At 46.1% G+C, this 22,847-nt stretch carries 14 protein-coding genes, 16 tRNA genes and 3 rRNA genes; all 33 read left to right on the plus strand.

Annotation, left to right across the window (positions count from 1 at the left end; genetic code table 11):
• The first annotated feature begins 104 nt into the window (after positions 1–104).
• The 33 genes from PW252_RS00075 to purH all read left to right on the plus strand — a co-directional run bounded on the left by PW252_RS00075 (position 105) and on the right by purH (position 22,844).
• Positions 105–1,661 (plus strand): 16S ribosomal RNA (locus PW252_RS00075).
• A gap of 52 nt (positions 1,662–1,713) precedes the next feature.
• Positions 1,714–1,786: transfer RNA gene (locus tag PW252_RS00080), tRNA-Ala, on the plus strand.
• A 166-nt stretch (positions 1,787–1,952) separates the two neighbouring features.
• Positions 1,953–4,855 (plus strand): 23S ribosomal RNA (locus PW252_RS00085).
• 92 nt (positions 4,856–4,947) lie between these two features.
• Positions 4,948–5,063 (plus strand): 5S ribosomal RNA (gene rrf, locus PW252_RS00090).
• The 16S, 23S and 5S rRNA genes sit together here with 16 tRNA genes alongside, the layout of an rRNA operon.
• 5 nt (positions 5,064–5,068) lie before the next feature.
• Positions 5,069–5,141: transfer RNA gene (locus PW252_RS00095), tRNA-Val, on the plus strand.
• A gap of 2 nt (positions 5,142–5,143) precedes the next feature.
• Positions 5,144–5,216: transfer RNA gene (locus tag PW252_RS00100), tRNA-Asp, on the plus strand.
• 65 nt (positions 5,217–5,281) lie between these two features.
• Positions 5,282–5,354, plus strand: a tRNA-Lys gene (locus PW252_RS00105).
• Between the two features lie 3 nt (positions 5,355–5,357).
• Positions 5,358–5,439, plus strand: a tRNA-Leu gene (locus PW252_RS00110).
• A gap of 17 nt (positions 5,440–5,456) precedes the next feature.
• Positions 5,457–5,529 (plus strand) — tRNA-Thr (locus PW252_RS00115).
• Between the two features lie 12 nt (positions 5,530–5,541).
• Positions 5,542–5,613, plus strand: a tRNA-Gly gene (locus PW252_RS00120).
• 7 nt (positions 5,614–5,620) lie between these two features.
• A tRNA-Leu gene (locus PW252_RS00125) sits at positions 5,621–5,704 on the plus strand.
• Positions 5,705–5,718: 14 nt separating this feature from the next.
• A tRNA-Arg gene (locus PW252_RS00130) sits at positions 5,719–5,792 on the plus strand.
• A 47-nt stretch (positions 5,793–5,839) separates the two neighbouring features.
• Positions 5,840–5,913: transfer RNA gene (locus PW252_RS00135), tRNA-Pro, on the plus strand.
• Positions 5,914–5,922: 9 nt separating this feature from the next.
• Positions 5,923–5,996, plus strand: a tRNA-Met gene (locus PW252_RS00140).
• A gap of 16 nt (positions 5,997–6,012) precedes the next feature.
• Positions 6,013–6,086, plus strand: a tRNA-Ile gene (locus tag PW252_RS00145).
• A gap of 5 nt (positions 6,087–6,091) precedes the next feature.
• Positions 6,092–6,181, plus strand: a tRNA-Ser gene (locus tag PW252_RS00150).
• A 71-nt stretch (positions 6,182–6,252) separates the two neighbouring features.
• A tRNA-Phe gene (locus PW252_RS00155) sits at positions 6,253–6,325 on the plus strand.
• Between the two features lie 28 nt (positions 6,326–6,353).
• Positions 6,354–6,427, plus strand: a tRNA-Ile gene (locus tag PW252_RS00160).
• A gap of 15 nt (positions 6,428–6,442) precedes the next feature.
• Positions 6,443–6,530, plus strand: a tRNA-Ser gene (locus tag PW252_RS00165).
• Between the two features lie 57 nt (positions 6,531–6,587).
• Entirely contained in the window at positions 6,588–7,424 is an 837-nt protein-coding gene (gene mreC / locus PW252_RS00170) for a rod shape-determining protein MreC (RefSeq protein WP_248051152.1), read from the plus strand.
• Complete coding sequence (mreD, locus tag PW252_RS00175; protein WP_105125543.1) at positions 7,414–7,929, plus strand: rod shape-determining protein MreD; 516 nt, start codon at positions 7,414–7,416, stop codon at positions 7,927–7,929. Before mreC ends, mreD begins: the two co-directional genes overlap by 11 nt.
• Before the next feature lie 85 nt (positions 7,930–8,014).
• Entirely contained in the window at positions 8,015–9,316 is a 1,302-nt protein-coding gene (pcsB, locus tag PW252_RS00180) for a peptidoglycan hydrolase PcsB (protein WP_248051149.1), read from the plus strand.
• 100 nt (positions 9,317–9,416) lie between these two features.
• Positions 9,417–10,385, plus strand: coding sequence for a ribose-phosphate diphosphokinase (locus PW252_RS00185; RefSeq protein ID WP_105125541.1), 969 nt, complete (start codon positions 9,417–9,419; stop codon positions 10,383–10,385).
• Between the two features lie 69 nt (positions 10,386–10,454).
• The gene (locus tag PW252_RS00190; protein ID WP_248051147.1) at positions 10,455–11,633 is read left to right on the plus strand and encodes a pyridoxal phosphate-dependent aminotransferase; all 1,179 of its coding nucleotides are present in this window, start codon (positions 10,455–10,457) and stop codon (positions 11,631–11,633) included.
• Positions 11,620–12,402 (plus strand): DNA repair protein RecO, encoded by a 783-nt coding sequence (recO, locus tag PW252_RS00195; protein WP_248051146.1) that lies wholly within the window; start codon positions 11,620–11,622, stop codon positions 12,400–12,402. The genes PW252_RS00190 and recO overlap by 14 nt, the downstream gene beginning before the upstream one ends.
• Positions 12,399–13,406, plus strand: coding sequence for a phosphate acyltransferase PlsX (plsX, locus tag PW252_RS00200; RefSeq protein ID WP_248051144.1), 1,008 nt, complete (start codon positions 12,399–12,401; stop codon positions 13,404–13,406). The genes recO and plsX overlap by 4 nt, the downstream gene beginning before the upstream one ends.
• The gene (locus tag PW252_RS00205) at positions 13,399–13,647 is read left to right on the plus strand and encodes a phosphopantetheine-binding protein (protein WP_248051142.1); all 249 of its coding nucleotides are present in this window, start codon (positions 13,399–13,401) and stop codon (positions 13,645–13,647) included. Before plsX ends, PW252_RS00205 begins: the two co-directional genes overlap by 8 nt.
• A 117-nt stretch (positions 13,648–13,764) precedes the next feature.
• Positions 13,765–14,472 carry a phosphoribosylaminoimidazolesuccinocarboxamide synthase gene (gene purC / locus PW252_RS00210; RefSeq protein ID WP_248051140.1) on the plus strand — a complete coding sequence of 236 codons (708 nt, stop codon included), beginning with the start codon at positions 13,765–13,767 and terminating at the stop codon, positions 14,470–14,472.
• A 12-nt stretch (positions 14,473–14,484) separates the two neighbouring features.
• The gene (locus tag PW252_RS00215) at positions 14,485–18,204 is read left to right on the plus strand and encodes a phosphoribosylformylglycinamidine synthase (RefSeq protein WP_248051139.1); all 3,720 of its coding nucleotides are present in this window, start codon (positions 14,485–14,487) and stop codon (positions 18,202–18,204) included.
• A 2-nt stretch (positions 18,205–18,206) separates the two neighbouring features.
• Positions 18,207–19,661 carry an amidophosphoribosyltransferase gene (gene purF, locus PW252_RS00220; protein ID WP_248051138.1) on the plus strand — a complete coding sequence of 485 codons (1,455 nt, stop codon included), beginning with the start codon at positions 18,207–18,209 and terminating at the stop codon, positions 19,659–19,661.
• A gap of 55 nt (positions 19,662–19,716) precedes the next feature.
• A complete protein-coding gene (gene purM, locus PW252_RS00225; protein ID WP_248051137.1) occupies positions 19,717–20,739 on the plus strand; it encodes a phosphoribosylformylglycinamidine cyclo-ligase in 1,023 nt (340 codons plus the stop codon).
• Positions 20,736–21,287 carry a phosphoribosylglycinamide formyltransferase gene (gene purN / locus PW252_RS00230; RefSeq protein WP_248051136.1) on the plus strand — a complete coding sequence of 184 codons (552 nt, stop codon included), beginning with the start codon at positions 20,736–20,738 and terminating at the stop codon, positions 21,285–21,287. Before purM ends, purN begins: the two co-directional genes overlap by 4 nt.
• A 9-nt stretch (positions 21,288–21,296) precedes the next feature.
• Complete coding sequence (purH, locus tag PW252_RS00235) at positions 21,297–22,844, plus strand: bifunctional phosphoribosylaminoimidazolecarboxamide formyltransferase/IMP cyclohydrolase (protein WP_248051135.1); 1,548 nt, start codon at positions 21,297–21,299, stop codon at positions 22,842–22,844.
• Positions 22,845–22,847 lie beyond the last annotated feature (3 nt).

The following is a 22,847-nucleotide window of genomic DNA, read 5'->3' on the forward strand; positions in this document are numbered from 1 at the left end:
GAAGACGAACCAAACGTGCAGGGTGATTTATCGAATGATAAATCGTCAATGAACAAAAACAATAAAACGGAAAGCTAGTGATAGCTTGAGTTTGAATCAAAACTTTTTATGAGAGTTTGATCCTGGCTCAGGACGAACGCTGGCGGCGTGCCTAATACATGCAAGTGGAACGCACTTATTTCACCGGAGCTTGCTCCACCGAGATAAGTGAGTCGCGAACGGGTGAGTAACGCGTAGGTAACCTGCCTCATAGCGGGGGATAACTATTGGAAACGATAGCTAATACCGCATAACAACATTTATCGCATGGTAGATGTTTGAAAGGAGCAATTGCTTCACTATGAGATGGACCTGCGTTGTATTAGCTAGTTGGTGGGGTAACGGCTCACCAAGGCATCGATACATAGCCGACCTGAGAGGGTGATCGGCCACACTGGGACTGAGACACGGCCCAGACTCCTACGGGAGGCAGCAGTAGGGAATCTTCGGCAATGGGGGCAACCCTGACCGAGCAACGCCGCGTGAGTGAAGAAGGTTTTCGGATCGTAAAGCTCTGTTGTAAGAGAAGAACTGTGAGAAGAGTGGAAAGTTTCTCACTTGACGGTATCTTACCAGAAAGGGACGGCTAACTACGTGCCAGCAGCCGCGGTAATACGTAGGTCCCGAGCGTTGTCCGGATTTATTGGGCGTAAAGCGAGCGCAGGCGGTTTGATAAGTCTGAAGTAAAAGGCTGTGGCTTAACCATAGTACGCTTTGGAAACTGTCAAACTTGAGTGCAGAAGGGGAGAGTGGAATTCCATGTGTAGCGGTGAAATGCGTAGATATATGGAGGAACACCGGTGGCGAAAGCGGCTCTCTGGTCTGTAACTGACGCTGAGGCTCGAAAGCGTGGGGAGCGAACAGGATTAGATACCCTGGTAGTCCACGCCGTAAACGATGAGTGCTAGGTGTTGGGTCCTTTCCGGGACTCAGTGCCGCAGCTAACGCATTAAGCACTCCGCCTGGGGAGTACGACCGCAAGGTTGAAACTCAAAGGAATTGACGGGGGCCCGCACAAGCGGTGGAGCATGTGGTTTAATTCGAAGCAACGCGAAGAACCTTACCAGGTCTTGACATCCCAGTGACCGCCCTAGAGATAGGGTTTCTCTTCGGAGCACTGGTGACAGGTGGTGCATGGTTGTCGTCAGCTCGTGTCGTGAGATGTTGGGTTAAGTCCCGCAACGAGCGCAACCCCTATTGTTAGTTGCCATCATTCAGTTGGGCACTCTAGCGAGACTGCCGGTAATAAACCGGAGGAAGGTGGGGATGACGTCAAATCATCATGCCCCTTATGACCTGGGCTACACACGTGCTACAATGGCTGGTACAACGAGTCGCAAGTCGGTGACGGCAAGCTAATCTCTTAAAGCCAGTCTCAGTTCGGATTGTAGGCTGCAACTCGCCTACATGAAGTCGGAATCGCTAGTAATCGCGGATCAGCACGCCGCGGTGAATACGTTCCCGGGCCTTGTACACACCGCCCGTCACACCACGAGAGTTTGTAACACCCGAAGTCGGTGAGGTAACCTTTTAGGAGCCAGCCGCCTAAGGTGGGATAGATGATTGGGGTGAAGTCGTAACAAGGTAGCCGTATCGGAAGGTGCGGCTGGATCACCTCCTTTCTAAGGAAATGGAACCTGTACGTTAGTCTTCTTTAATTTTGAGAGGTCTTGTGGGGCCTTAGCTCAGCTGGGAGAGCGCCTGCTTTGCACGCAGGAGGTCAGCGGTTCGATCCCGCTAGGCTCCATTAACAACGGAAGTTGTTAAGATTTTGTCCATTGAAAATTGAATATCTATCAAACATTCCTGATGTATCTGCAAGGATACATTAAGAAATAGTAACAAGAAAATAAACCGAAAACGCTGTGAATATTTAATGAGTTTTCTAATTTTTTTAAAAATTAGGTTAATAAGGTTAAGTTAATAAGGGCGCACGGTGGATGCCTTGGCACTAGAAGCCGATGAAGGACGTGACTAACGACGAAATGCCTTGGGGAGCTGTAAGTAAGCAATGATCCAGGGATGTCCGAATGGGGGAACCCGGCAGGTAATGCCTGTCACTCACTACTGTTAAGGTAGTGTAGAGGAAGACGCAGTGAACTGAAACATCTAAGTAGCTGCAGGAAGAGAAAGCAAAAGCGATTGCCTTAGTAGCGGCGAGCGAAACGGCAGGAGGGCAAACCGAAGAGTTTACTCTTCGGGGTTGTAGGACTGCAATGTGGACTTAAAGAGTATAGAAGAATTACCTGGGAAGGTAAGCCAAAGAGAGTAATAGCCTCGTATTTGAAATAGTCTTTATACCTAGCAGTATCCTGAGTACGGCGAGACACGCGAAATCTCGTCGGAATCCGGGAGGACCATCTCCCAACCCTAAATACTCTCTAGTGACCGATAGTGAACCAGTACCGTGAGGGAAAGGTGAAAAGTACCCCGGAAGGGGAGTGAAATAGAACCTGAAACCGTGTGCCTACAACAAGTTCGAGCCCGTTAATGGGTGAGAGCGTGCCTTTTGTAGAATGAACCGGCGAGTTACGTTATGATGCGAGGTTAAGTTGAAGAGACGGAGCCGTAGGGAAACCGAGTCTGAATAGGGCGCTTTAGTATCATGACGTAGACCCGAAACCATGTGACCTACCCATGAGCAGGTTGAAGGTGCGGTAAGACGCACTGGAGGACCGAACCAGGGCACGTTGAAAAGTGCTTGGATGACTTGTGGGTAGCGGAGAAATTCCAAACGAACTTGGAGATAGCTGGTTCTCTCCGAAATAGCTTTAGGGCTAGCGTCGACATTAAGAATCTTGGAGGTAGAGCACTGTTTGGATGAGGGGGCCATCTCGGTTTACTGATTTCAGATAAACTCCGAATGCCAATGATTTATGGTCGGCAGTCAGACTGCGAGTGCTAAGATCCGTAGTCGAAAGGGAAACAGCCCAGACCACCAGCTAAGGTCCCAAAATAATTGTTAAGTGGAAAAGGATGTGGGGTTGCACAGACAACTAGGATGTTAGCTTAGAAGCAGCTATTCATTCAAAGAGTGCGTAATAGCTCACTAGTCGAGTGACCCTGCGCCGAAAATGTACCGGGGCTAAAACAATTTACCGAAGCTGTGGATAACACTTAGGTGTTATGGTAGGAGAGCGTTCTATGTGTGAAGAAGGTATACCGTGAGGAGTGCTGGAACGCATAGAAGTGAGAATGCCGGTATGAGTAGCGAAAGATGGGTGAGAATCCCATCCACCGTAAGACTAAGGTTTCCAGGGGAAGGCTCGTCCGCCCTGGGTTAGTCGGGACCTAAGGAGAGACCGAAAGGTGTATCCGATGGACAACAGGTTGATATTCCTGTACTAGAGTATGAAGTGATGGAGGGACGCAGTAGGCTAACTAAAGCGGGCGATTGGAAGTGCCCGTCTAAGCAGTGAGGTGTGATATGAGTCAAATGCTTGTATCTATAACATTGAGCTGTGATGGGGAGCGAAGTTAAGTAGCGAAGTTAGTGACGTCACACTGCCGAGAAAAGCTTCTAGCGTTGTATCATACTCTACCCGTACCGCAAACCGACACAGGTAGTCGAGGCGAGTAGCCTCAGGTGAGCGAGAGAACTCTCGTTAAGGAACTCGGCAAAATGACCCCGTAACTTCGGGAGAAGGGGTGCTGACTTTACGTCAGCCGCAGTGAATAGGCCCAAGCAACTGTTTATCAAAAACACAGCTCTCTGCTAAATCGTAAGATGATGTATAGGGGGTGACGCCTGCCCGGTGCTGGAAGGTTAAGAGGAGGGTTTAGCGCAAGCGAAGATCTGAATTGAAGCCCCAGTAAACGGCGGCCGTAACTATAACGGTCCTAAGGTAGCGAAATTCCTTGTCGGGTAAGTTCCGACCCGCACGAAAGGCGTAATGATTTGGGCACTGTCTCAACGAGAGACTCGGTGAAATTTTAGTACCTGTGAAGATGCAGGTTACCCGCGACAGGACGGAAAGACCCCATGGAGCTTTACTGCAGTTTGATATTGAGTATCTGTACCACATGTACAGGATAGGTAGGAGCCTACGAAGTCGGGACGCCAGTTTCGACTGAGGCGCTGTTGGGATACTACCCTTGTGTTATGGCTACTCTAACCCGGTAGGTTTATCATCTACGGAGACAGTGTCTGACGGGCAGTTTGACTGGGGCGGTCGCCTCCTAAAAGGTAACGGAGGCGCCCAAAGGTTCCCTCAGAATGGTTGGAAATCATTCGCAGAGTGTAAAGGTATAAGGGAGCTTGACTGCGAGAGCTACAACTCGAGCAGGGACGAAAGTCGGGCTTAGTGATCCGGTGGTTCCGTATGGAAGGGCCATCGCTCAACGGATAAAAGCTACCCTGGGGATAACAGGCTTATCTCCCCCAAGAGTTCACATCGACGGGGAGGTTTGGCACCTCGATGTCGGCTCGTCGCATCCTGGGGCTGTAGTCGGTCCCAAGGGTTGGGCTGTTCGCCCATTAAAGCGGCACGCGAGCTGGGTTCAGAACGTCGTGAGACAGTTCGGTCCCTATCCGTCGCGGGCGTAGGAAATTTGAGAGGATCTGCTCCTAGTACGAGAGGACCAGAGTGGACTTACCGCTGGTGTACCAGTTGTCTTGCCAAAGGCATCGCTGGGTAGCTATGTAGGGACGGGATAAACGCTGAAAGCATCTAAGTGTGAAACCCACCTCAAGATGAGATTTCCCATAACTTTATGTTAGTAAGAGCCCTGAGAGATGATCAGGTAGATAGGTTGGAAGTGGAAGTGTGGCGACACATGTAGCGGACCAATACTAATCGCTCGAGGACTTATCCTAGATAAGCAAAATTCAACGAAGTCAATATTGACAAGCGTTCGGTTTCTTGTTAGAATATAGATATTCAATTTTGAGTTGACAAAACTCAGTAGTTAAGTGACGATAGCCTAGGAGATACACCTGTTCCCATGCCGAACACAGCAGTTAAGCCCTAGAACGCCTGAAGTAGTTGGGGGTTGCCCCCTGTGAGATACGGTAGTCGCTTAGCGAATAGGGAGTTTAGCTCAGCTGGGAGAGCATCTGCCTTACAAGCAGAGGGTCAGCGGTTCGATCCCGTTAACTCCCATAGGTCCCGTAGTGTAGCGGTTATCACGTCGCCCTGTCACGGCGAAGATCGCGGGTTCGATTCCCGTCGGGACCGTTCAAATAGTCTAGGAGACTATTTGAAGTTGGAAATAGAGCAAACAGAGTTTGCGTCATATTTACGACTCGTTAGCTCAGTTGGTAGAGCAATTGACTTTTAATCAATGGGTCGCTGGTTCGAGCCCAGCACGAGTCATATGCGGGTTTGGCGGAATTGGCAGACGCACCAGATTTAGGATCTGGCGCTTTCGGGCGTGGGGGTTCAAGTCCCTTAACCCGCATAAGGAAATAATAATAGGCCGGCTTAGCTCAGTTGGTAGAGCATCTGATTTGTAATCAGAGGGTCGCGTGTTCAAGTCATGTAGCCGGCATTTGAAGAGATTGCGAACGTAGTTCAGTGGTAGAACACCACCTTGCCAAGGTGGGGGTCGCGGGTTCGAATCCCGTCGTTCGCTTTGAGAGGCCGGGGTGGCGGAACTGGCAGACGCACAGGACTTAAAATCCTGCGATGGCAACATCGTACCGGTTCGATTCCGGTCCTCGGCATGGACTTTATAGAAGCACCCTTAGCTCAACTGGATAGAGTACCTGACTACGAATCAGGCGGTTAGAGGTTCGAATCCTCTAGGGTGCATGACTCGCTTAATGATGTCATTAGGGGAGCTTTATTTTTAATAACAGCGGGAAGTAGCTCAGCTTGGTAGAGTACTTGGTTTGGGACCAAGGTGTCGCAGGTTCGAATCCTGTCTTCCCGATTTATATTTGGCGGTGTAGCTCAGCTGGCTAGAGCGTCCGGTTCATACCCGGGAGGTCGGGGGTTCGATCCCCTTCGCCGCTATTTACTCTTGTTTGCTGGACCTTTAGCTCAGCTGGTTAGAGCTCTCGGCTCATAACCGAGCGGTCGTAGGTTCAAGTCCTACAAGGTCCATAATTGGAGGATTACCCAAGTCCGGCTGAAGGGAACGGTCTTGAAAACCGTCAGGCGTGTAAAAGCGTGCGTGGGTTCGAATCCCACATCCTCCTTTCACTACCGTGGGATGGAGTTTCTTTGACTTGTGGTCGTAGGTTCCAATTAAGGTCCACAATAATCTTATGGCTCGGTAGCTCAGTTGGTAGAGCAATGGATTGAAGCTCCATGTGTCGGCGGTTCGATTCCGTCTCGCGCCATTATTTACTTGTCCAAGTATATGTTCTTGGGCGCGTAGCTCAGATGGTTAGAGCGCACGCCTGATAAGCGTGAGGTCGGTGGTTCGATTCCACTCGTGCCCATTATATTGTATAAATGGAGAATTACTCAAGAGGCTGAAGAGGACGGTTTGCTAAATCGTTAGGTCGGGTAACTGGCGCAAGGGTTCGAATCCCTTATTCTCCGTAATGAACGAGATTATCATTTGATATTCTCGTTTTATTGTATCTTATTGGAGGAGCCATGAATAAATTTTCTAAATTGTTGATTGCAATTTCTGTTTTTCTGTTATTATCTTTTTCATTGTTGTTTTTAACTTTTTCAAAGGGAGCAGAGTTACCCTTTGTCAATTCTTCTATAAATTTACTCGTTAGACCAATTCAATCTTTTTTATCAGTTCCTACTAGGTTTTTCTCTGATCAACAGTCCTCTCTTTCGCATTTGTTTGCTACCTACGAAGAAAATAAGGAATTAAAGAAGTCATTGCTCTCAGTACAAGATTTCGCAAATGAGAATGCTAGTTTAAAAGCTGAAAATGAGACATTGCGAAAAAGTTTAGAAATGGCTTCGTCTTTCCCAGAGAAAGGGTATATTGCAGGTTCAGTTTTGGTTAGAACACCTGCTTCATGGTCAGAGCAGGTGACAATAGATGTTGGTCAGAATATGGGGATTTCTGAAAATGCTCTGGTAGTTGCAAATGGTGGTTTAGTTGGTGTAGTTAGCTCCATTGAGGAGAACTCATCAGTGGTAAAATTGTTTACTAATGCTGATGATTTTACCAAACTTCCAGTAAAAATAAGCACCGATTCCAAGGATATATACGGTATTTTAGCTGGTTTTGATTTGGATTCCAATAGTTTTATTATCAATCAGTTAAATGCTACGGATGATATTGCGGTTGGTAGTAACGTTGTGACGAGTGATTTGGCTGGTGCGACACCTGCTAATGTTCAAATTGGAAAAGTTCGTTCGGTTAAGGCTAGCAGCAATAACTTAAATCGTGAACTATATGTAGAGCCTTCAGCTAGTTTTTCATCAATATATTCAGTATTAGTAGTGGGTCAATCAGATGCGCAATAGAGTTTTAGAATTTTTCATGTTTCCTGTTCTGTTTTTAGTTTTGTTGATTGATGGGCAGGTATCGACTCTTTTATCCAATATGTCAGCTGGCTTATTTGCTATATCTTGCCATATCTTATTTATGCTTGCTATTTTTTATGCAAACTATGTTTCTCTCTCTATTTCTCTTGTTGTTTTTACTTTATTAGGATTGATTTATGATATATCTTATCTTTCTTTAGTTGGAATTGCAACGACCACTTTTCCTCTTGTTATTTTTTGTATTTATTTCTATTTTAAAGGTGTCGGAAATAAGAGTTCAATCAATCTATTGATTTTGCTAGTTTCTATTTTTCAATTTGAATTTACTAGTTATTTATTTGCTAGAGTATTTCAGATGACAAATCTCTCTGTTTTTATATTTGTTTTTAATAAATTACTACCGAGTTTATTATTTAATCTTATTTTGTTTTTACTTATCCAACCTATCTTAGAACGGATTTTTGGAATTACGAATAAGACATAGAAATGTAATAATTGCGTAATATACTTACGCAATTTTTTTGTTAAAATGGTATAGTCAGAAAGTATAGAGGAGTTAGTATTAGTTTATGAAGAAAAAAATCTTAGCTACATTATTGTTAAGCACAGTCGTTCTTACAAGTTTGAATGATGTGGCTGTGATTGTTGCAAATGATATTGATAGTCAAATTGCAGCTAAAAATCAACAAATCAATGAACTTGCGGCTCAACAAGCAGATGCTCAACAACAGGTTGATGTTATCCAAGGACAAGTTGATGAAATTGTTGCTGAACAAGCAAAATTGACAGAAGAAAATACCCGTTTGGAAGCTGAATCACAGGCTTTGGCAGCAGATATTGAGCGTTTATCAGCTGATATTGTATCACGTGATGGTGCTTTGAAAGAACAAGCTCGTAGTGCGCAAACTGATGCTTCTGCTTCTAGTTATATCAATACAATTTTGGATTCAAAATCAATTGTTGATGCTGTATCACGTGTTAATGCAATGCGTGAGATTGTTGCGGCCAACAATCGTATGTTGGAACAACAAAAAACGGATAAAGAAGTTATTGTAGAAAAACAGAAGGCTAACCAAGAAGCTATCAATACTTTAGCAGCTAACCGTCAGAAATTGGAAGACGATGCACAGGTATTGCAGGTTCGTCAGGCAGAATTACAAGTAGCTCAATTAAATCTTGCTGCTCAAAAAGCAACTGCTGAAGATGAGAAAAACTCTTTGCTTGAACAAAAGGCGGCTGCTGAAGAGGCAGCACGTCAGGCAGCGGCACGTCAGGCAGAATATGAAGCGCAACAACGTGCCTTAGCAGCACAACAGGCTGCATCGGTTGCAGCTCCAGTTGCTGCAGCATCAGCGGCTACTGAAAATGCTGAAGTATCAGAAGGGGCTACTGAACCTGCACAAACTGCAGTCGCAGAAACAGCTCAGACAGTTGCAGCTAGTCAACCTGTTGCTACACAAACTGTTTCTACTCCAGCTGTGTCATCTTCAACTGGTTCTGGTAGTTCAGCAGCAGCGCGTAATGCGACTTTTGATGCTTCATCTTATCCAGTTGGTGAATGTACTTGGGGTGTTAAATCACAACTTTCATGGGTTGGTCCGTACTGGGGTGACGCGAAACATTGGTTGGCTTCAGCAGCAGCAGAAGGTTTCCGTACGGGTTCAACTCCACAGGTTGGAGCAATTGCAGTATGGACTGGTGGCTACTATGGTCACGTTGCAGTTGTTACTGCGGTAGAATCTTCTACAAGTATCCAGGTTGTAGAATCTAACTATATGGGTCGTCGTTATATTGGCAACCACCGTGGTGGCTACTTCAATCCAACAACAACTTCAGAGGGTGCTGTTTATTATATTTATCCTCCATATTAAGAGTTTTAATAGAGCGTAGTAGAACTACGTTCTATTTTTGTTTGAAAAATGAAAGAAAAAGCGTTAGAATAGTAAAGGTAGAAATATAGAGGAGGCTGTCATGGCGTTTACTGACTTAAAATTGTTCGCTCTTTCGTCAAATCAGAAGTTAGCTGAACAGGTGTCGAAAAAAATAGGAATTCCTTTGGGGAAATCAAGTGTTCGTCAGTTTTCAGATGGTGAAATTCAAGTGAATATTGAAGAATCAATTCGTGGGACTCATGTCTTCATTCTTCAATCAACAAGTTCACCTGTTAATGATAATTTAATGGAAATTTTGATTATGGTAGATGCCTTGAAACGTGCATCTGCTGAATCAGTAAACGTAGTAATGCCTTATTATGGCTATGCACGTCAAGATAGGAAAGCTCGTGCTCGTGAGCCAATCACATCTAAATTAGTGGCAAATATGTTGCAGACTGCTGGTGTGAATCGTTTGTTAACTATTGATCTTCATGCTGCTCAAATTCAAGGATTCTTTGATATTCCAGTGGATCATTTGATGGGGGCTCCGCTGATTGCTGATTATTTTGAACGTCGTGGTATGGTTGGTGAGGGATATGTGGTTGTTTCACCAGACCACGGTGGTGTAACTCGTGCACGTAAGTTGGCCCAATTTTTGAAAACACCGATTGCGATTATTGATAAGCGTCGTAGTGTTGATAAGATGAATACGTCTGAGGTCATGAATATTATCGGAGACATTAAGGGCAAGACCTGTATCTTGATTGATGATATGATTGATACTGCGGGGACTATTTGCCATGCGGCAGATGCTTTGGCTGAGGCTGGTGCGACAGCTGTCTATGCGTCTTGCACTCACCCAGTTTTATCTGGGCCAGCCATGGATAACATTAGCAAGTCTGCGATTGAGAAATTGGTTGTTTTGGATACTATCGAAATTCCTCAGGAGCGTTTGATTGATAAGATTGAGCACATTTCAACTGCGGATTTGTTAGCAGATGCTATCATTCGTATCCATGAAAAACGCCCACTTTCGCCTTTATTTGAAACAAAGATTGTTAAATAGCTGTTTGGGGAACCGAAAGGTTCTCCTTTTTTGGTATAATGTTCTTATATAATGATTAGGAGGTCTGTTATGGATTTACGTCACCGTTTTAATAAGAATTTGAACCGAATTGAGGTTTCGATGATTCGTCAGTTTGATCAGTCTATTTCGGATGTTCCCGGGATTTTGAAACTGACCTTGGGAGAGCCTGATTTTACAACGCCTGATCATGTTAAAGAAGCGGCTAAGGCTGCTATCGACGCTAACCAGAGTTATTATACTGGTATGGCTGGTCTTTTGGAGTTGCGTCAGGCTGCAGCGGAATTTGTGGCTGAAAAATATAATTTACACTACAATCCAGATACAGAAATTCTATCTACAATCGGTGCGACAGAGGCTCTATCAGCGAGTTTAGTTGCAATTTTGGAGCCTGGAGATACAGTTCTCTTACCTGCCCCTGCCTATCCTGGCTATGAGCCAATTGTCAATATGGTGGGAGCCGATGTAGTAGAAATTGATACAACAGCCAATGATTTCGTATTGACACCTGAGATGTTGGAAGAGGCCATTATTGCCCAGGGTGATAAGTTAAAAGCTGTCATTCTTAACTATCCTGCCAACCCAACGGGTGTGACCTATTCACGCGAGCAAATCCAGGCTTTTGCTGATATTATTCGTAAGTACCCTGTCTTTGTCCTATCAGATGAGGTCTATGCGGAGTTGACTTACACTGGTCAACCTCATACTTCGATTGCGGAGTTTTTACCAGAGCAGACTATTTTAATTCAGGGCTTGTCTAAGTCCCATGCCATGACAGGCTGGCGGATTGGCTTGATTATGAGTCAGGCTCCTATTATCGCTCAAATCATCAAGAGCCATCAGTATCTGGTAACAGCAGCGTCTACAGCTATGCAGTATGGTGCGGTTGAAGCCTTGAAAAATGGTAAGGATGATGCGCTTCCGATGCGGGCAGAGTATATCAAACGTCGGGATTACATCATCGAGAAAATGACGGATTTGGGCTTTGAGATTATTAAGCCTGATGGAGCATTTTATATCTTTGCAAAAATCCCTGCGGGTTACAATCAAGATTCCTTTAGTTTCTTGCAGGACTTTGCGAGGAAGAAAGCGGTGGCCTTTATTCCAGGAGCGGCCTTTGGTCAGTATGGAGAAGGTTATGTACGGATTTCCTATGCAGCAAGTATGGAGAAGATTCAAACAGCTATGGCTCGTTTGAAGGACTATCTAGAAGAAAATGGAACGAATTGAAACTAGAGGCTTAGTCCTTTACAATCGGAATTTTCGGGAAGATGATAAGCTGGTCAAGATTTTTACGGAGAAGGCTGGCAAGCGAATGTTTTTCGTGAAACATGCTTCTAAGTCCAAGCTGGTAGCTTCTATCCAGCCTTTGACCTATGCGGATTTTATCGTCAAAATCAACGATGATGGGCTTTCCTATATTGAAGATTTTCATCAGGTACAGCCTTTTAAAGCTATCAACGGCGATATTTTTAAGCTCAGTTATGCGACCTATATTTTGGCCTTGGCAGATGCCGCCTTGCAGGATAAGGTCTATGACCCAGCCCTCTTTGCTTTTTTGGTCAAGACCTTGGACTTGATGGAAACGGGCTTGGACTATGAAATTTTGACAAATATTTTTGAAATTCAGATCTTGGGTCGGTTTGGGATCAGTCTGAATTTTCACGAGTGTGCTTTTTGTCATCGGGTTGGTCTGCCTTTTGATTATTCTTACAAGTACAGCGGTGTCTTGTGTCCGCAACACTATCAACAAGATGAGCGACGGGCTTATCTGGATCCCAATGTTCCTTATTTGCTTAATCAATTTCAGGCTATTTCCTTTGATGAGCTGGAAACCATTTCCATCAAGCCTGAGATGAAGCGAAAATTACGGCTTTTTATTGACCAGCTGTACGAGGAATATGTGGGGATTCACTTGAAATCCAAGAAATTTATAGATGATTTGTCTTCTTGGGGGCAGATTATGAAACCAAGAACAGAAAATGAGGAAACAGAATGAAACGTATTGCAGTAGATGCTATGGGTGGGGACCACGCCCCTCAGGCAGTGGTAGAAGGTGTCAATCAAGCCTTGGCTGCCTTTCCAGACATTGACATTCAACTTTATGGTGATGAGGCTAAAATCAAGCAGTATTTGACAGCAACAGAGCGTGTCAGCATTGTTCATACGACGGAGAAAATTAATTCTGATGATGAGCCGGTCAAGGCCATTCGTCGTAAGAAAGAAGCATCGATGGTCCTAGCGACCAAGGCTGTCAAGGATGGTCAGGCAGATGCGGTCTTATCAGCAGGAAATACAGGTGCTCTTTTGGCGGCAGGTGTCTTTGTTGTCGGTCGCATCAAGAACATCGACCGTCCTGGTCTTATGTCTACCTTGCCGACTATGGACGGTAAGGGATTTGATATGATGGACTTGGGAGCAAATGCTGAAAATACAGCTCATCACCTCTATCAGTATGGCATTCTTGGCTCATTTTACGCGGAGCACGTGCGTGGTGTCAAACAACCTCGTGTGGGACTTTTGAACAACGGTACGGAAGATACCAAGGGCACGCCAGTTCACCAAGAGGCCTATAAACTCTTGGCGGAAGACAAGTCAATCAACTTTATCGGCAATGTGGAGGCGCGTGAGTTGCTCAATAGTGTGGCAGATGTGGTTGTGACGGATGGTTTCACGGGAAACGCTGTGCTGAAAACCGTTGAGGGAACGGCAAAATCTATCGTCGGTCAGTTGACAGGCTCTATCAAAAATGGTGGTCTGCGTGCCAAATTGGGCGGTCTTTTGGTCAAGCCAACCTTGAAAAAAGCACTTGGGGCTATGGACTACAAGAAGGCTGGCGGTGCTGTCTTGCTTGGTCTGAAAGCACCTGTCATCAAGGCGCACGGATCCAGCGATGCCCAGTCGATTTTCTATACCATTAAGCAGACGCGTTCTATTTTGGAGGCTGGTATTGTTGAAAAATCGGTGGAGAAATTTTCAGTAGTGGAGGACAGTAATGACTAGAGAGCAGGTTTATCAGCGGGTTGTTGCCATTATTCAAGAGGAGAAGGGTGATGATTTTCAAGTCCAGTCAGAATCTTCTTTAGCAGATAATATCGCAGCGGATTCAGTGGAAATTATGGAATTCGTATTGACCTTGGAAGACGAGTTTGGTGTCGATGTTCCTGATGCGGCCATTGAGCGCTTTGAAACATTAGCAGATATTGTGGATTTTATTTATGAAGAATTACAGAAACGTTCGTAGTTTACGGGCGTTTTTCTTTGTTTTTAGTTGAAAGACCGTAAAATTCTTGTATAGGCGAATGTTGTGTGTTAGAATAAACGAAAAGACTAGAATATTTTATGAAAGGCGAACATTTTAATGAAAACAGACCTTCTCTATTCAGGAAAAGCTAAAGATATCTACGCTACAGTTGATAGTGACCAGATTGTTGCAGTTTACAAGGACCAGGCAACGGCTTTTAATGGTGGCAAGAAAGAACAGATTGTGGGCAAGGGCCGACTGAATAATCTAATTTCTTCGCTTATTTTTGAAAAGTTGAATGTTGCAGGTGTTAAGACACATTTTATCAAGCGTTTGTCAGACACAGAGCAGTTGAATAAGAAGGTGGAGATTATTCCTCTCGAGGTGGTTTTGCGAAATGTGACAGCTGGGTCTTTCTCAAAACGGTTTGGTGTGGAAGAAGGGATTGCCTTAGTTACTCCAATCGTGGAATTTTACTATAAAAAAGATGAGTTGGACGATCCTTTTATCAACGACGAACATATTGCTTTTCTTAATCTAGCTAGTTCAGAAGAAATCGCCTATATCAAGGAAGAAACATGTCGTATCAATAGTTTCTTGAAGGACTTGTTTGCTCAGATTGGGTTGACTTTGGTGGATTTCAAGCTAGAATTTGGGGTTGACTCGTCTGGTCAGATTTTATTGGCGGATGAGTTTTCGCCTGATAATTGTCGTTTATGGGATGCGGATGGCAACCATCTGGACAAGGATGTTTTTCGTCGGGGTCTAGGGGAGTTGACCGAGGTTTACGAGGTCGTATTGGCAAAATTACAAGAATTGAAATAAGGATTGGAAAAAATGGCGAAGCGGATTTTTGTTGAGAAGAAGGCGGATTTTCAGATTAAGGCGGAGGCTCTTCGTAAGGAGTTGACTCATAATTTGCAACTGAAGAGTTTGACGAGTGTACGTCTGGTGCAGGTTTACGATGTTTTCAATCTTGAGGAGGACTTGCTGGAGCAGGCCATCAAGCATATCTTTACTGAGCAGGTGACGGACAAGGTCTTGTCGGAAGCGGAACTGGGCTTGGAAGACGCGGTTTATTTTGTTATTGAGGCTTTGCCTGGTCAGTTTGACCAGCGGGCTGCAAGCAGTCAAGAGGCCCTTCTCTTATTGGGCAGTCGCCAGGAGGTGCGTGTCAATACAGGGCAACTTTACATCTTGAACGGTGATGTGCAGGAAGAAGAATTGGCTGCTATCAAGAATTATTTGCTTAACCCTGTGGATTCGCGATTCAAGGATATGGATGCTCCTTTGGTGGCTCAGGAGTTTTCGGTGTCAGATACTGTCATTCCAAGCTTGGACTTTTTTGATAGCTACGGGGCAGAGGAATTTGCGTCTTACAAGCGTGAGGCTGGTTTGGCTATGGAAGTGGAAGACCTGCTCTTTATTCAGGATTATTTCAAGTCAATTGGTCGAGTGCCAACTGAGACAGAACTCAAGGTCTTGGATACTTACTGGAGTGACCACTGCCGTCATACGACTTTTGAAACGGAACTCAAGTCTATTGACTTTTCAGCTTCAAAATTCCACAAGCAATTGCAGGCAACTTATGACAAGTATCTGGCGATGCGAGCAGAGTTGGGTCGGACAGATAAGCCGCAGACACTTATGGATATGGCGACCATTTTTGGTCGCTATGAGAGAGCAAATGGTCGTCTGGATGACATGGAAGTGTCAGATGAAATCAATGCCTGCTCGGTGGAAATTGAAGTGGATGTAGATGGAGTAAAAGAGCCATGGCTCCTCATGTTCAAGAATGAAACCCATAATCACCCTACAGAAATCGAGCCTTTTGGTGGTGCCGCAACCTGTATCGGTGGTGCCATTCGTGATCCCTTGTCAGGTCGTTCTTATGTTTATCAGGCTATGCGGATTTCAGGTGCGGGCGATATTACCCAACCTCTGACGGCTACTCGCCCAGGGAAATTGCCACAGCAAATCATTTCAAAAACAGCGGCACATGGTTACTCTTCATACGGAAACCAAATTGGTCTGGCGACCACCTATGTACGTGAGTATTTCCACCCAGGCTTTGTCGCTAAACGTATGGAACTGGGTGCCGTGGTTGGTGCTGTTCCTAAGGAAAATGTGGTCCGTGAAAAACCAGTCGCAGGCGATGTGGTCATCTTGTTGGGTGGCAAAACAGGCCGTGACGGTATCGGTGGGGCAACAGGCTCGTCCAAGGTACAGACAGTTGAGTCTGTGGAAACAGCTGGTGCGGAAGTCCAAAAAGGAAATGCCATCGAAGAGCGTAAAATCCAACGTTTGTTCCGAAACGGTAACGTTACACGCCTTATCAAAAAATCCAATGACTTCGGTGCAGGTGGTGTCTGCGTAGCCATTGGAGAGCTGGCAGATGGCTTGGAAATTAACTTGGACAAGGTTCCGCTCAAGTATGCGGGCTTGAATGGAACGGAAATTGCCATTTCCGAATCACAGGAGCGGATGAGTGTAGTTGTCCGTCCAGAAGACGTAGATGCCTTTATCGCAGCCTGCCGTCAGGAAAATATCCATGCGGTTGTTGTAGCCAAAGTCACTGAAAAACCAAATCTCGTCATGACTTGGAATGGTCAAACCATTGTTGACTTGGAACGTTCCTTCCTTGATACCAATGGTGTGCGCGTGGTGGTGGATGCCAAGGTGGTTGACAGTCCTGCCAAGCTGCCAGAAACACGTAGAACTTCCGCTGAAACTGTACAGGAGGACTTGAAAAATCTTCTATCAGACCTCAACCATGCTAGTCAGAAAGGCTTGCAGACCATTTTCGACTCATCTGTTGGTCGCTCAACCGTTAACCACCCACTCGGAGGTCGCCATCAGTTAACACCGACAGAAAGCTCTGTGCAGAAGTTGCCTGTCCAGCACGGTGTGACGACCACGGCTTCTGTCATGGCTCAGGGCTATCATCCTTATCTGGCAGACTGGTCACCTTACCACGGAGCAGCCTATGCAGTCATCGAAGCGACAGCTCGCTTGGTGGCAACAGGGGCTAACTGGTCCAAGGCTCGCTTCTCCTATCAGGAGTATTTCCAACGAATGGATAAGCAGGCAGAGCGTTTTGGTCAGCCAGTAGCAGCACTACTGGGATCTATCGAGGCTCAGATTCAGCTTGGCTTGCCGTCTATCGGTGGCAAGGATTCCATGTCTGGTACCTTTGAGGACTTGACTGTTCCGCCGACCTTGGTGGCCTTTGGTGTGACAACGGCAGACAGCCGCAAGGTCCTCTCGCCTGAGTTCAAGGCAGCTGGCGAGCACATTTATTACCTGCCAGGTCAGATTTTATCAGAAGACATTGATTTTGCCTTGATCAAGTCTAATTTTGAGACTTTTGAAAAATGGCAGAGCGATTACACGATTACGGCTGCTAGTGCAGTCAAGTATGGAGGAGTTCTAGAAAGTCTAGCCCTCATGTCCTTTGGTAACCAGTTTGGTGCAGAAGTCGAATTGGCGGAGCTTGAAACCAGCTTGACAGGTCAACTTGGTGGCTTTGTCTTCACATCGCAAGAAGACATTCCAGATGCTGTGAAAATCGGTCAAACGACAACAGGTTTTACCCTGCTTATCAATGGTGTCAACCTAGCTGGACAGGACCTACAAGCTGCCTTTGAAGGAAAGTTGGAAGAAGTTTACCCAACAGAATTTGAACAGGATACAGAACTACAAGAAGTTCCAGCTCTTGCCAGTGTTTCAGTTGTGCAAGCCAAGGAAAGAGTTGATGTTCCTCTTGTTTACATCCCAGTCTTCCCAGGTACCAACTCAGAATACGACTCCGCTAAGGCTTTTGAACAGGCTGGTGCCAAGGTTAATCTGGTGCCATTTGTGACTTTGGATGCGGAAAGTATTGAACAGTCTGTTGACACCATGGTTGCCAACATTGCCAAGGCTAATATTCTATTCTTTGCAGGTGGATTCTCCGCTGCGGATGAGCCAGACGGGTCTGCTAAGTTTATCGTGACTATCTTACGAAACGCCAAGGTCCGCTCTGCTATTGACAAATTTATCGAAAAAGGTGGCCTCATCATCGGTATCTGTAATGGTTTCCAGGCCCTTGTCAAATCAGGCTTGCTGCCGTATGGTAACTTTGAGGAGGCTGGTGAAAACAGTCCGACACTTTTCTACAACGATGCCAACCAGCACGTTGCAAAAATGGTGGAAACGCGGATTGCCAATGTCAACTCACCGTGGTTGGCAGGTGTTCAGGTCGGTGATATTCATGCTATCCCAGTTTCTCACGGGGAAGGAAAATTTGTGGTGACTGACGAAGAATTCGCTGTCTTGCGGGATAATGGGCAGATTTTCAGCCAATACGTTGATTTTGCAGGTCAGCCAAGCATGGATTCTAAGTACAATCCAAACGGTTCTAGCCATGCGATTGAAGGTATTACTAGCCGAAACGGACAAATCATCGGGAAAATGGGGCATTCGGAGCGGTACGAGGACGGTCTTTTCCAAAATATTCCAGGTAAGAAAGACCAAGGATTGTTTGTTTCAGCAGTTCGCTATTTTACAGGAAAATAACTATGACATACGAAGTTAAATCACTCAACGAAGAATGTGGTGTTTTCGGCATTTGGGGACATCCGCAGGCTGCTCAGGTGACCTATTTTGGTCTGCATAGCTTGCAGCACCGAGGACAAGAAGGAGCAGGGATTTTGGCCAATGATGGTGGGCATTTACGTCGCCATCGCGGAACAGGCCTGATTGCAGAAGTCTTTAAAAATCCAGCAGATTTAGAAGCCTTGACAGGAAGGGCTGCTATTGGTCATGTCCGCTATGCGACTTCTGGCTCTGCTTCCATCAACAATATCCAGCCCTTCCTCTTTGACTTTGCAGATATGCAGGTGGGTTTGGCTCATAATGGGAACTTAACCAACGCGGTTAGCTTGAAGGCTGAACTGGAAAAAAATGGTTCTATTTTCTCTTCTTCTTCTGACACTGAAATTCTCATGCACTTGATTCGTCGCAGTCACAATCCAGACTTTATGGGAAAAATCAAGGAAGCCCTCAATACTGTTAAGGGTGGCTTTGCCTACTTGATTATGCTGGAAGACAAGCTGGTCGCAGCTCTGGATCCAAACGGTTTCCGTCCGCTTTCAATTGGAAAGATGAAAAATGGTGCCTGGGTTGTTGCTAGTGAAACCTGTGCCTTTGAAGTAGTAGGTGCTGAGTGGGTTCGTGATGTGGAGCCTGGTGAGATTCTTATCATCGATGATAGCGGTGTTCACTATGACCGCTATACGACCGACACTCAGCTAGCAGTTTGTTCTATGGAATATGTCTATTTTGCCCGACCGGACTCGGTTATTCACGGGGTCAATGTCCACACGGCTCGTAAAAATATGGGTCGTCGTTTGGCCCGGGAATTTCAACATGAAGCGGATATCGTGGTTGGTGTGCCAAACTCCTCCCTATCTGCGGCTATGGGATTTGCAGAAGAATCTGGTTTGCCAAATGAAATGGGGCTGATTAAAAACCAATATACCCAGCGGACCTTTATTCAACCAACCCAGGAATTGCGGGAGCAGGGTGTTCGTATGAAGTTGTCAGCCGTTTCAAGTGTTGTCAAAGGCAAGCGCGTGGTCATGATTGATGACTCCATTGTTCGCGGTACAACTAGCCGTCGCATTGTCCAGCTTCTTCGTGATGCAGGGGCAAAAGAAGTTCATGTGGCTATCGGCAGCCCAGAACTCAAGTACCCATGTTTCTATGGCATTGATATTCAGACCCGCCGGGAGCTGATTTCAGCCAATCATACGGCTGAAGAAGTCTGTGAGATTATCGGAGCTGACAGTCTGACCTACCTTTCTCTTGAAGGGATGATAGAGGCCATTGGTATCGACACCGATGCTCCAAAAGGTGGACTTTGTGTGGCCTATTTTGACGGAGAATTTCCAACTCCTCTCTATGACTACGAGGAAGAGTACCTCCGTAGCCTAGAAGAGAAAACGAGTTTCTACATTGAAAATGTCAAGTAAAGACAGAGGTGTCAACGTTACTTGACAGACCTGTAAACTGTTGAAAGGAATTAAAATGACAAATAAAAATGCCTATGCCCAATCGGGTGTTGACGTCGAAGCTGGCTACGAAGTGGTTGAGCGGATTAAGAAACACGTTGCTCGGACAGAGCGTTTGGGCGTTATGGGAGCTCTCGGTGGCTTTGGTGGTATGTTTGATCTGACCAAACTGGATGTCAAAGAGCCAGTCTTGGTATCTGGGACGGACGGCGTGGGAACCAAGCTCATGCTGGCTATCCAGTACGATAAGCACGACACCATTGGTCAGGATTGCGTGGCTATGTGTGTCAACGACATCATTGCTGCGGGTGCGGAGCCACTTTACTTCCTCGATTACATTGCGACTGGAAAAAATGAGCCAGCCAAGCTGGAGCAGGTGGTTGCAGGTGTTGCAGAAGGCTGTGTCCAGGCTGGTTGCGGCCTGATTGGCGGTGAAACGGCTGAAATGCCTGGCATGTACGGCGAGGATGACTATGACCTGGCTGGTTTTGCTGTCGGTATTGCGGAGAAGTCCCAGATTATTGACGGCAGTAAGGTCCAGGAGGGTGACATTCTCCTTGGCCTAGCTTCCAGCGGCATCCACTCCAACGGTTATTCCCTAGTCCGTCGTGTTTTTGCGGATGTTTCTGGCGACGCTCTGTTGCCAGAGCTCAATGGCAGAGCTCTTAGGGACGTCCTCTTAGAGCCGACCCGTATTTATGTCCAGCAGGTATTGCCTCTGGTAAAAGCAGGGCTGGTCAACGGCATTGCCCATATCACAGGCGGTGGCTTCATCGAAAATGTGCCTCGTATGTTTGCGGACAACCTTGCAGCTGAAATTGAAGAAGATAAGATTCCAGTCCTCCCAATCTTTACGGCCCTTGAAAAATACGGCCAGATCAAACATGAAGAAATGTTTGAAATCTTCAATATGGGTATCGGTCTGGTATTGGCTGTCAGTCCAGAACAGGTGGAGAAAGTCCGTGAATTGGTAGGCGAAGAAGTCTATGAAATCGGCCGCATTATCACTAAGGAAGACAAGAGCGTGGTCATCAAATGAAACGAATAGCTGTTTTTGCCAGTGGGTCTGGTTCTAATTTTCAAGTCATTGCAGAGCAGTTTGAAGTAGCATTCCTCTTTTCAGACCACAGAAATGCCTATGTCTTGGAACGGGCTGAAAAACTTGGTGTGCCAGCCTTTACTTTTGAATTAAAAGAGTTTGCGGATAAGCAGGCTTACGAAGAGGCCCTCATCCAACTATTAGACCAGCACCAGATTGACTTGGTGGTCTTGGCAGGCTATATGAAGATTGTGGGTCCGACCTTGTTTGCTCAATATGAAGGTCGTATCATCAATATCCACCCGGCTTATCTGCCTGAATTTCCAGGGGCTCACGGGATTGAAGACGCTTGGAATGCAGGTGTGGCAGCAAGTGGTGTGACAGTCCACTGGGTTGACAGTGGCGTTGACACAGGACAAATCATCAAACAAGTCCGAGTACCCCGATTGGCCGATGACACCTTGGAAGCCTTTGAAGCAAGAATACATGAAGCGGAGTACCAACTCTATCCAGCAGTTTTGGAGGAGTTAGGGGCAGTGAAAAAATAAGGAGAAATCATGACAAAACGCGCACTAATTAGCGTATCAGATAAAAATGGTATTGTAGAATTTGCCCAAGAATTGACCAAGCTTGGTTGGGAAATCATTTCGACAGGAGGCACAAAGGTTGCCTTGGATCAGGCAGGCGTAACGACTATCGCCATTGACGATGTGACTGGTTTTCCTGAGATGATGGACGGCCGTGTTAAGACGCTTCATCCCAAAATCCATGGTGGTTTGCTGGCTCGTCGGGATGTGGACAGCCACTTGCAAGCAGCCAAGGACCATGAAATCGGCTTGATTGATTTGGTAGTGGTTAACCTCTATCCTTTTAAGGAAACGATTCTACGACCAGACGTGACTTACGACTTGGCGGTGGAGAACATCGACATCGGCGGTCCGTCCATGTTGCGTTCTGCGGCTAAAAACCACGCCAGCGTAACGGTTGTGGTGGATCCGGCAGATTATCCGACGGTTTTAGGGGAAATAGTAGAGCAGGGTCAGACAATCTACTCAACGCGTCAGCGGTTGGCTGCTAAGGTTTTTCGTCATACCGCAGCCTATGACGCCTTGATTGCAGATTACTTCACTAAGCAAGTTGGCGAAGACAAGCCTGAAAAACTCACACTTACCTATGATCTCAATCAGCCAATGCGTTACGGAGAAAATCCTCAACAGAATGCGGATTTCTACCAAAATGCCCTGCCGACAGCTTACTCGATTGCAGCTGCTAAACAGCTAAACGGTAAGGAATTGTCCTTCAATAATATTCGTGATGCGGATGCGGCCATCCGTATTATCCGTGATTTCAAGGATCGACCAACTGTTGTGGCTCTCAAACACATGAACCCTTGTGGTATCGGTCAGGCAGGGACGATTGAGCAGGCTTGGGATTATGCTTATGAGGCTGACCCAGTATCCATTTTCGGAGGCATTGTCGTGCTGAATAGGGAAGTGGATGCTGCGACGGCTGAAAAGATGCACCCGATTTTCTTAGAAATCATCATCGCACCGAGCTACTCGGCAGAAGCGCTAGCGATTTTGACCAATAAAAAGAAAAATCTTCGGATTTTGGAGTTGGCCTTTGACGCACAGGATGCAAGCGAAGTTGAAAAAGAGTTTACAGGCGTTGTCGGCGGGCTTTTGGTGCAGGATCAGGACGTGGTGGTGGAAAGCCCAGCGGACTGGCAGGTGGTGACCGAGCGTCAACCGTCCGAGCAAGAGTGGGCGGCTATGGAGTTTGCTTGGAAGTCCTCCAAGTATGTCAAGTCCAACGGCATCATCATCACCAATGACAAGATGACCTTGGGCGTGGGACCGGGACAAACCAATCGTGTGGCATCCGTCCGCATCGCTATCGAGCAAGCAAAGGATCGTTTAGAGGGAGCTGTTTTGGCGTCGGACGCCTTCTTCCCCTTTGCTGATAACGTGGAAGAAATCGCATCCGCAGGCATCAAGGCTATCATTCAGCCAGGTGGCTCTGTCCGCGACCAAGACTCTATTGACATGGCCAACAAGTACGGCTTGACCATGGTCTTTACAGGAGTAAGACATTTTAGACATTGAGAA

The sequence above is a fragment of the Streptococcus sp. 29887 genome (assembly GCF_032595075.1).
Taxonomy (GTDB): domain Bacteria; phylum Bacillota; class Bacilli; order Lactobacillales; family Streptococcaceae; genus Streptococcus; species Streptococcus iners.